This window comes from Hoeflea sp. (assembly GCF_039975035.1).
GTDB lineage: Bacteria > Pseudomonadota > Alphaproteobacteria > Rhizobiales > Rhizobiaceae > Hoeflea.
Window position 1 is genome coordinate 1 of sequence record NZ_JBDWHW010000058.1, and the last position, 9,568, is coordinate 9,568.

At 60.2% G+C, this 9,568-nt stretch carries 9 protein-coding genes; 3 read left to right on the top strand and 6 right to left on the bottom strand.

Translation table 11 applies throughout. The annotated features are described in order from the left end of the window. The 3 genes from ABJN75_RS04510 to ABJN75_RS04520 form a co-directional block, all read left to right on the top strand. A partial coding sequence (locus ABJN75_RS04510) for an N-6 DNA methylase (RefSeq protein WP_348437272.1) occupies positions 1 to 3,405 on the top strand: 3,405 nt, incomplete at its 5' end. Continuing rightward, entirely contained in the window at positions 3,389 to 5,365 is a 1,977-nt protein-coding gene (locus tag ABJN75_RS04515; RefSeq protein WP_348437274.1) for a chromosome segregation protein SMC, read from the top strand. The genes ABJN75_RS04510 and ABJN75_RS04515, both read left to right, overlap by 17 nt. A gap of 13 nt (positions 5,366 to 5,378) precedes the next feature. Next, positions 5,379 to 6,143 (top strand): HNH endonuclease, encoded by a 765-nt coding sequence (locus tag ABJN75_RS04520; RefSeq protein WP_348437276.1) that lies wholly within the window; start codon positions 5,379 to 5,381, stop codon positions 6,141 to 6,143. A 9-nt stretch (positions 6,144 to 6,152) separates the two neighbouring features. Here the strand turns inward: ABJN75_RS04520 and ABJN75_RS04525 are convergent, their stop codons facing one another. The 6 genes from ABJN75_RS04525 to ABJN75_RS04550 all read right to left on the bottom strand — a co-directional run. After that, entirely contained in the window at positions 6,153 to 7,187 is a 1,035-nt protein-coding gene (locus ABJN75_RS04525; protein WP_348437278.1) for a macro domain-containing protein, read from the bottom strand. Positions 7,188 to 7,200: 13 nt separating this feature from the next. Beyond that, entirely contained in the window at positions 7,201 to 7,839 is a 639-nt protein-coding gene (locus ABJN75_RS04530) for a DUF4433 domain-containing protein (protein WP_348437280.1), read from the bottom strand. A 21-nt stretch (positions 7,840 to 7,860) separates the two neighbouring features. Beyond that, entirely contained in the window at positions 7,861 to 8,079 is a 219-nt protein-coding gene (locus ABJN75_RS04535) for a helix-turn-helix domain-containing protein (RefSeq protein ID WP_348437282.1), read from the bottom strand. Between the two features lie 135 nt (positions 8,080 to 8,214). Then, the gene (locus ABJN75_RS04540; RefSeq protein ID WP_348437284.1) at positions 8,215 to 8,463 is read right to left on the bottom strand and encodes a hypothetical protein; all 249 of its coding nucleotides are present in this window, start codon (positions 8,461 to 8,463) and stop codon (positions 8,215 to 8,217) included. A 165-nt stretch (positions 8,464 to 8,628) separates the two neighbouring features. Further along, a complete protein-coding gene (locus ABJN75_RS04545; RefSeq protein WP_348437286.1) occupies positions 8,629 to 9,303 on the bottom strand; it encodes a D-Ala-D-Ala carboxypeptidase family metallohydrolase in 675 nt (224 codons plus the stop codon). A gap of 73 nt (positions 9,304 to 9,376) precedes the next feature. Beyond that, positions 9,377 to 9,568: DUF6127 family protein (locus tag ABJN75_RS04550; protein ID WP_348437288.1), on the bottom strand; the 192-nt coding region annotated here is incomplete at its 5' end.

Here is a 9,568-nt window from a genome sequence, read left to right on the forward strand (position 1 = left end):
GGCCTCTTCGCCGAGGGCAGGCTGCCCCACCTCGAAACCGCCCGCCTGCGCAACCGCGCCATCATGGAGGCGCTCTATCGGCTGTCCTGGCTCGCCGACAAGACAGGAATGGTCCCCGTCAACTGGCGTGCGATGGAGACCGAGGAACTGGGCTCGGTCTACGAGTCCCTTCTCGAACTCCAGCCGCAGCTGGGCGACGACGGCAAGACGCTCGTCTTCGCCTCCGAAGCGTCCGAGCAGAAGGGCAACCAGCGCAAGACTACCGGCTCCTACTACACGCCCGACAGCCTCGTTCAGGCGCTGCTCGACACGGCACTCGACCCCGTGCTCGACAAGACCGAGGCCGAGGCGGACGACCCCGCCAAGGCGCTGCTGAAGCTCTCGGTCATCGACCCCGCCTGCGGGTCCGGCCACTTCTTGCTGGCCGCCGCTCGCCGCATCGCTACGCGGCTCGCGCGTATCCGGGCCGAGGGCACGCCCGCGCTCGCAGACTTCCGCCATGCGCTGCGCGATGTCGCGCGCTGCTGCATCCACGGGGTAGACCGCAACCCAATGGCGGTGGAGCTGACCAAGGTAGCGCTCTGGATCGAGACGGTGGACCCGGGCCTGCCCCTCGGTTTCTTCGACGCGCAGATCCGCTGTGGAGACGCGCTGCTGGGGGTTTTCGACCTGAAGGTTCTGGAGGAAGGCATTCCCGATGCCGCCTACAAGCCGCTGACAGGCGACGACAAGGACATTGCCAGCATCTACAGGAAGATCAACGCCGCGGCGAAATCCGGACAGGGCGGGTTCGACTTCGGGACCGGGCTCAACAAACTGCCAGAGACCAAGCCGTTCGCTGTCGACTTCTCCGGCTTCCGTGAATTGCCAGAAGACACGCTGGACGAAATCGGCGCCAAAGCTGCGCGCTTCAAGGAGCTTCGCAAGAAGCAGGACTTCGTCCGGGCAAAGGCCGCTTGCGACCTTTTCATTGCAGCATTCCTGCTGCCCAAGACTGGCCACGCCCCAACAGGTCCGTCCGAACGGACTGTCCCGACGACCGAAGAGATCTGGATGGCGCTCAATCAGGGCAAGATCCGGAACGCGATGGTCGATGCTCCCAAAGTTGCGCGCGAAGCCCGGGCCTTCCATTGGCCGCTCGAGTTTCCGGACATCATGCAGCGCGGCGGCTTCAACATAGTGCTCGGCAATCCACCATGGGAGCGTGTGAAATTACAGGAACAGGAATTCTTCGCGCTTCGGGACGCAGAAATCGCAACCGCGAAGAACGCTGCTGCGCGCAAGAAGCTGATCGAACAGCTGGACGACACCAACCCGCGCCTGGCTAGGGAATGGCAGGATGCGCTGAGAACCGCAGCGACTGAAAGCCATTTCATGCGCGAGTCCGGGCGCTTCCCACGAGGCGGTGTTGGAGACGTGAACACCTATGCCGTGTTCACCGATCTTGCTTGGCAGGCCGTCCATCCCAAGGGACGAGCTGGGCTGATCATTCCGAACGGTCTGGTGGTCGGCTTCACTTACCGAGAGTTCCTGCGCCAGCTCTTGTCGGAGAGGTCTCTGGTCTCGTTCTACGGCTTTGAGAACGAAGACAAGATCTTCAAGGACGTGCACAATGAAACGAAGTTCGGGCTGCTCACCATTGGCGGCACCCAGGTCAAGATCGACCAGCCATGGTTCACGGCGCACATCCGTCAACCCGCTGAAATCGCTGATCCTTCGAAGCGGTACGCGCTCACCGTCGATGAAATCAGGGCCATCAACCCGAACACCCTGAACCTTCCCGCCTTTCGGTGGTCGAGAGATGCGAAAGTCACGGCTGCCATACACACGGCTGCGCCGATTTTGATTGAGAAGGAAGGCAGTCAGGTTGTTCGGAATGACTGGGAGATTTCCCTCAAGACCATGTTCCACATGGCAAATGATTCTGGCCATTTCATCGACCACGACGACGTCGCGCCGATAATCAAAGAGCGAAGGGGTGCGCTCGCAGTGCTTCGCGATGGGCGTCAGGTCTACCCTCTTTATGAGGGTAAGATGTTCTGGCACTTCGACCACCGCTACGGCACCTATGAAGACCAGACCGAGAAGCAAGCCAATAAAGGTGTTCTTCCAAGAGTCCGAGATGAGAAGCACAAATCAGCAGAATATCGAATCCAGCCGCGATACTGGGTAGATGCTCGACTGACCAGGGAGACGCTTGGCGAGGACGCTGGAAGGCCTTGGCTATTTTCGTGGAGAGATGTCGGCCCGTCAGAACGGACATTCATTGGTACAATTTTGCCGCCAACGGCGATGGGGCATGCTTCGCCCTATTTATTAACAGACACCTCCGCCATAAACGAATTGGCGCTCTCCACCACCCTTTCAAGCTTGGTGATCGACTACGCTGTTCGTCAAAAATCTAGTAGGATGACGTTCTTTATTATTGAACAGTTGCCAATGCTTGAGCGCGCGAAGTTTGAGGAAACACCTACATGGCTCGGAGAGGAGGTCCGTGCTTGGTTGAACAACCGCGCAATAGAGCTCTACTACACGAATTGGGAGCTCCAAGGCCTCGCGGAGAGCATTGGACGGGAAACACCTCCATTCAGATGGGATCCATCGCGCCGTCAAATCCTCCAAGCTGAGATCGATGCGGCAGTCCTGCATCTCTATGGCTTGGACGGGGAGCAAGCCAACTGGGTCGTGGACTCGTTCACCGTCCTCCGGAAATACGAAGAGCGCGACCATGGCGAGTTCCGCACCAAGCAGCTGGTTCTGGCCGCTTACGACGCGATGGCGAAGGCGAAGGCTTCAGGTACGGCATACCAGACGCCACTGTCCCCGCCGCCCGCTGACATCAGCCTTTGTCATGGTGTGGAGGGTTCCGCTGTTGCTCCATTGCAGCACCGCATCCAGCTTCCGCCACTCGAGCAAATTCCCGACGCTGCTTGGGCTCGCGCGGTGCCGTCTCCGCAGCATGATCCATTGGCAGCACTCGCAGCAATTCTGAAGTCGCTGGATGGCCCAACGCCGATCCGCACCATTCGTCTGACCGCCGCGATCATGCTTGAGCCACACCTCATGACGCAGATCCTGTCGCCTGATGATCAGACCCAATGGCGGCGGCTGGTGGGCCAAGAGGCAGAGCCTCGCTCAGGGAATGTCGTCGGCTTCGCCGCCCGAACCACGCCGGGATGGAATGCCGCCATCACCAACCATCGAGGCAACGGTCGACTGCTCGAGGACATCGCGGCGAGAACCTGGACCCCAGGCGCAGGTCTGGAAGCTTTTGACACGGCGGGCTGGCCAGAAGGGCGCGCAAGGTTTGTCCTCGACGCGCTGCGAAACCTGGACATTGATGCAACCGTGAACGCTGTTCCGGACGAAGTTCGAGACTGGATCGCAAATGCCGCAGCAGGATGATCTCTTTCCGGTTCCGCCACTGAGCGTTGAAGTTCCGAAAGGCCTCACGGAGCCGAGGCTTTGGGTGCGACGGCTGAAGATCTGGAAAGAGCCGGACGGCGAGGTCATTCGGGACATCGAGTTGCGGCCCGGACTCAACATCATCTGGTCGCCAGACGGAGATGACGATCCCGATGGGGGCGGCCGTGCAATCGGCCATGGCAGCGGGAAGACTCTGTTCTGCCGTTTGCTGCGCTATTGCCTCGGCGAAGTCCGCTTTGCGGACGAGGTCCAGCGCGATGCCATTTCCACCGCTTTTCTGAATGGCGTCGTCGGGGCTGAGGTGATGCTTGACGGAGTGTGCTGGGCGGTAGCGAGACCACTCGGCATCGGTCGCAAGCACTTCGCTGTCGATGCCGGCAACCTCGATGTCGTTGCGAAGATGGAGGGAACGGCTACGGGCATAGAGCCGCTGATCGACGCCATCGAGGCCGCTATCCTCGGCGAAGGCACCTCTCGGTTAGCCAGGCTCTCAGCTGGTCAGCGGGCTTGGCCGATCGCCCTCGCGTGGGCGGCACGCGATCAGGAATGCCGTTTCGACGACGTCCTAGACTGGCGCTCATCGGCATCAGGATCGGATGCGCCACAGCCGGCAAGTGGTGATGCCAAAGGACCTCGATTGCTCGCGATGCGGGCGTTCTTGAACGCAATCACGGATGAAGAGCAGGCCGCACGCCGCGGAGAGCAGGATCTGGCAAGTCAACTTGATCAAGCAAAACGGCAACGGTCGTTTCTCGAATGGGATCAAGCGCGGCGCGTGGAGCGCCTCGTTCGCGATCTCGGTCTTAGCGATACATCCTTGCCTGATATGCCGCTTCTTCTGGACTCCTTGAAGTCGGCCGCAAAGGAGAAACTTGCCGCCGTGACAAAACTCCCATCGGGGGTTGGCGCTGAGCTTGATGAGGCCAGGCGTACTTCACAAGATGCGCGTATTGAACTGCGCAATATTGAACTGAGGGCCGCTGAACTCGACGCGAGATTGCCTCTTGAAGAAAAGCTACTCGCACAGATGAGCAGTGAAATTCCGGGACTCTCGGCAGCCGCTCAGTCCGCGGCTAGTCAGGTCTGTCCCATCTGCGAGGTGCCAATCGACACAGCGCTCGCGGAAGGCTGCAAGCTGTCTCACAAACTGCCCGATCAAGCACAGTGCCGTGCACGGCTGGAGGCGAAACGCGAGGAAATCCATATTCAGAAAAACGAGATTGCGGGCATTAACGCTGAAATTGGCGCCCTGAAGCCCGCAGTCGCTCTGGCAAGCCAAAAGGCTCGGCAGGCAGAGGATCGAGTAAATCGCCTCGAAAAGGCTGCTGACGCTCGAAACACAAGCTGGCGAACTGCCACTCGAGGTGTTGAGGATGTTCAGCGAGCCGCAGAAATCGTCGATGAGGTCGCGCGTGCCGAAGCTGCTATCAGAAAACTGGAAGACGAGTTGCAGCGCACCCGCGAACAACTTCGAGGCTTCGAGGACAAGCAGGCAAAGGCTATCGGCGCTGTATCCCAGAAGTTTTCAGCGATCATTCGGCGTCTGCTCGGTGACGATGCCAAGGGCATTGTGCGTCTTACTGGTAAAGGTCTTGAAATTTCTGTTGAAGCCGGGGGCGATAGGCGAACAGCGGCCATTCAGTCTTTAAAAGTGCTCGCCTTCGATCTGGCTTGTCTCTGTTTGAGCGTTGAGGGCCGCACGCGGATCCCCGCCTTTCTGATCCACGACAGTCCGCGCGAGGCCGATTTGGGACAAACGATCTATGATGAGCATTTCCGGCTTTTACGAGAACTCGAGGAAGAGCTGGCGGGTGGGACTTTTCAGTATCTGATTACAACGACAACAAGGCCACCTCATGACGTCAACAGAGGGCCTTGGCGACGTGCGGTCTTGCGCGGTGCGCCTGGCCGCGAACGATTGTTGGCCTGTGACCTATGAGGATCAATATGCAATGATCGAAGCGCCGCAGCCCTTCGTCATCCGCCAGGAAAGCGCCAAGGTCGCGTTTCAGAATGGCTTTCGCCGCAAGTTGGGCGAAAACGAAGGATGGGCCAGCTTTAGCTCGACCACGGTGCCCGGCACGATCCACCTCGCCGCAGGCGACGCACAGGGCCCGTGGTTTCTCGCCCTGGATCACACAGGCGTCATTGAAGAGCTGGATATGCCTGCAGTGGACATGCCGGGTCCAGGTCATACCCGCTACGCATTCGGGACGCTCGGCCAAGTCTACATCGTGTTACCGCGGATCTACCAACTGGCGGCGAGCCTGCCCGATGCGCCGCTTCGGGAGTTCGAGACGAAGATCAAGGACCTTCCGAAAACGACGGAGGCCGAACGCCTCGTCGTCCAGCGCATCGGCCAGGACATCTTCCGCGTGGGCCTGATCGAGTATTGGCAGGGGCGATGCCCGCTGACCGGCATTACCGATACAGCGCTGCTGCGCGCATCGCACATAATTCCATGGAAAGATTGCGCGAGCGATGCAGAACGCCTCGACGTCCATAACGGCTTCCTGCTCTCGGCCTTGTGGGATGCTGCCTTTGATCGCGGGCTAGTAACGTTCAATGACGAGGGCCAGCCGCAATTCTCACCCTTCCTGAGCGACAGCGCTTGCGCCGAATTGCGCTGGCAGGAACCGATCCCGTTGACCGACAAGCATCGGAAGCAACTGACCTGGCACCGCACCAACCTCTTCGTCAGACAAGGAGGAGCGTAAAACACTGGTTCAGGCGCTTGCGAGCCACTCCTTGTTCTGCAAGTTCTGGAGAGCGATGCCGATCTGGCGCGGGGAGAAACGCTTCTTACGTTCGTTCCACGCATAAACCTTTTCGATTGCATCCTCTGCGCTGACAGCCTTTTCGCGCGTCGTCACCCAGTGCACGGTTGCGAGAAGTTCTAGGCCGAATGGTGTCTCGAACCCCTCTACAAGCTCCGCCACACGATCGAAGCGCGCGGCTGTATCTTGGTTATCCGACAAGAAGGACTCCGCGTCCTTCACGGCGCCGGGGACCAGTTCAAGCAGCTTTTCGGGCGCATCGCCACCATCGGCGTATCCCGACACGAGATGCCCCTCGACCGCGCGAAGGACGTGCCGCAGATTCTCGGCGTAAGGACCATACGGCGCCTTCGCATACTTGAGGCGGAGTGGCTCGCCTGCTTCCTGCATGAAATACATGAGTTTATGCACTTCAAGTAGCGTCACGAACGGGTCCATCAGCCCGCCAAGATAGCGGTTCATTAGAACCACCAGCGCCGCTCGTCCGGGGCTCATTGTTGGAACTTCCCGCGACTTCGTTGTGACCGGCGCACTATTTGGCTCGAAGACAATGATCTCCAAGTCCGGCAGGTCGCGCAGCGCGGCTTCGATCCGGGGATGAACGTCCTCCCAATTCAAGCCACCAAGACCGCTCCCAAGCGGCGGGATGGCGATTGATCTGATGCCGCGTTGCCGAACCTCTTCGGCAAGGGCGACAAGCCCGGAATCGATATCCTCCATCCGACTTTTCCCGCGCCAATGCCGTTTCGTCGGGAAATTGATGATGTACTTGGGGTTTGTCAGTGTATGGCTCTCGAACACGAACATCTTGCCCGGCTGAACTTCATCGCGCTTGCAGGCCGCTTCGTATGCCTTGAAGTTCGCCGGAAATGCATTCTTGAACTGGAGGGCGATGCCACGGCCCATGATGCCGACGCAGTTCACCGTGTTGACGATCGCCTCTGCGTCCGCCTGCAAAATGTCGCCTGTCATATATCTGATCATGGTCATCCTCCCCTTAGTAGTACCATTCTCTTTTTACTTTGACTTGCGGTCTATGCTTACTCTTCCCGAACGCTGCCATTGCACGAGCACCAACTTGTTCGGAATGTACACCGATGCCGCGAACAAGCTCCCAAGGAAAGCTCTCATGCATGAGAAACTCTGCCATTTTGTGATCGCGACAAGAAACCCAGTTTCTTGCATTGATCGCGTCCCAGTTTACCTGATCGAGCTTTGAGAGATCGTTGTAGAAGTCAGCGGCGCGGTTGGCGGCATTTATGTCAGTAAATGCCCAGCGGCGATTATTTGCCGCTGCCCAATCTACGACTTCACGCATATCCGCGACGAGATGAACGACCGGACCCTGCCCATCGTTGTACGCCACGTTCGGGTGGTTTCTCCGTGAAATCACATAGAGCATCACGGAACGCGGACAGAGATAGAACGGAACATAGTCGCCCACGCAAGTGCCGGGATTGCATTGTACGGGTAGAACAAGGCGGTCAGCCTTGATCTCGTTGTTTCCGATCACCGCCGCTCCCTGCCGCCGCTTGACCATCACGGCGTCAGGCCACAGGCAACCGTCCCCGACAATAGACGCTAGGTTGTCGACATGGACTATGTGATAAATCCTTGGCCGGTCAGGTGTCGGCATGATTAGGCACCCATTTTCACATCATTCACCTTCGCTCGTCAATTTCTCGGCAACGGCTGGTGCATCTTCCGCTGCCATCCCGTCCATGACCCAGCGATCAACATCGCTCAGCTTGAACTTCCAAAGCCGCCCAACCCGCTGAGCGGGCAAGCTCTTGGATTCGATCCAGCGGTACACCGTGTCCTTCGCCACCCCTAGGTGGGCGGCCACTTGATCAACAGAGACCCATGGTTCAGTCATCCCGCCACCACCCTCTTTGGCCCGTGTATATCGGTTTGAATCGGTAAGAGTCGACGAAACCCGCATAACACGCACCTGTGTTCCTCGAAAGTTCTTTCTCGGATGGCAGCGCATCCAGTCTGTCATTATGCCGATTCAACGGCACGCCCGCGCCTGATCCAGCATGACGCTGTAATCGGCGATCATCTCGGCGATAGCCGACGCCTCCGGCAGCAGATTGAGCTCGTCGGCCGCGCGCGCCTGGAACTCACGGCTGTACTCGACGACGGGAGGGCAGACGGTTGCGAAGCGCGGTTCAGAACCGACCACCGCGCAGCCGCTCAGTGAGCTCGTCGAGATCGCGAGGGCGGCGAGCTGCTGCTTCCAGCATCTGGCGTTGGACATGATTGACCTTCTCCGTTGTCTCAAGGCGATCGGCGAGGCGTCCCGCTCGCTCGCCAGACCGCCGAAGCGAAAGCAGGAACAGGAGCACTGTGAGCGCGACGGCGCCGTAGCGCAGTGCCGTCCGGACCCACGGGTTGGTGGCGAACCCAGCGAGGAGCGCACCAATCATCGGCGGCCCCGGCGCCAGTCATCGAGGCGGGCGTAGATCGTGACCGCGATGCCGCCGAGCGCCACGGCGATTAACACCCAGCGCAACGTGTCGAGATACGGCACGAGCGGCAGGATGGCGGTTTGGGTCTCCGTCAGGACGCTCTGCGCCACCTCGACACCCGCAGCACCCAGCGTCGCTACGCCGGCCGCGCCGCCGCCCTTCATGGTGCGGCTGTCGGCCAAAACCTCGCGCGCTGGTGGCGTTTCTTCGGCGAAGGCAGTCGCCCGAACCGGGAACCGCTCACCCCACTGCCGCGCAGGCCCGAGGTCGACATGCATGAAACCGGAGCGCGGGTAGAAGCCGAAGCCGAGGAACCCGATCTCGCGCGCCGCGGCTTCGAACGCCACCGGGTCGTGGTTCGCCATGGCGATGTCGAAGGCGGCGCCGTCGAGGTGCTTGGAGCGGGTCGCGCCGCCGACGGCACGGTTGTGCTCGGGGCTGCGATAGGCTGAGCGGACGATCAGCGGCTTGCCCAGCCGGTCGCGCAGCGCCTGCAGCCTGTCGAGCGCAGGTTCGTTGATGAGCAGCTTGCCGGTGCCCCGGCAGGCGATTTCGGCGGGCGAGAAGTTGGGCCAGCGCCAGCTGCTCTCGGGCACGTCACGCCAGTGGGGGTGGAAGGTCGAGGTCATGGGGTTCTCCGAAAACGAAAAACCCGCCTCGAGGGCGGGTCATTGCGGGCTGATGAATGTGGTTGGGGCTAGCCTACGGACCGCCGCCGAAGATCTTGAGCTTGATGGCGATGCCCGCGAGCAGCGCCAGCATGACGCCGGTGGTGATCATGCGGACCGCGGTCTGCATGGCGGTGCGGCGCACCAGCCGGATGCAGTCGACCAGGGATCGCAGGTCGCGGATGTCGAGCGCGGCCTCGTCGCCGTCGAGCCCGACATCGGCGAG

Bases quoted from the DNA above. Each gene is read 5' to 3' on its own strand.
- ABJN75_RS04515 (WP_348437274.1), top strand. From the start codon at position 3,389: ATGCCGCAGCAGGATGATCTCTTTCCGGTTCCGCCACTGAGCGTTGAA.
- ABJN75_RS04520 (WP_348437276.1), top strand. From the start codon at position 5,379: ATGATCGAAGCGCCGCAGCCCTTCGTCATCCGCCAGGAAAGCGCCAAG.
- ABJN75_RS04525 (WP_348437278.1), bottom strand. From the start codon at position 7,187: ATGATCAGATATATGACAGGCGACATTTTGCAGGCGGACGCAGAGGCG.
- ABJN75_RS04530 (WP_348437280.1), bottom strand. From the start codon at position 7,839: ATGCCGACACCTGACCGGCCAAGGATTTATCACATAGTCCATGTCGAC.
- ABJN75_RS04535 (WP_348437282.1), bottom strand. From the start codon at position 8,079: ATGACTGAACCATGGGTCTCTGTTGATCAAGTGGCCGCCCACCTAGGG.
- ABJN75_RS04540 (WP_348437284.1), bottom strand. From the start codon at position 8,463: ATGTCCAACGCCAGATGCTGGAAGCAGCAGCTCGCCGCCCTCGCGATC.
- ABJN75_RS04545 (WP_348437286.1), bottom strand. From the start codon at position 9,303: ATGACCTCGACCTTCCACCCCCACTGGCGTGACGTGCCCGAGAGCAGC.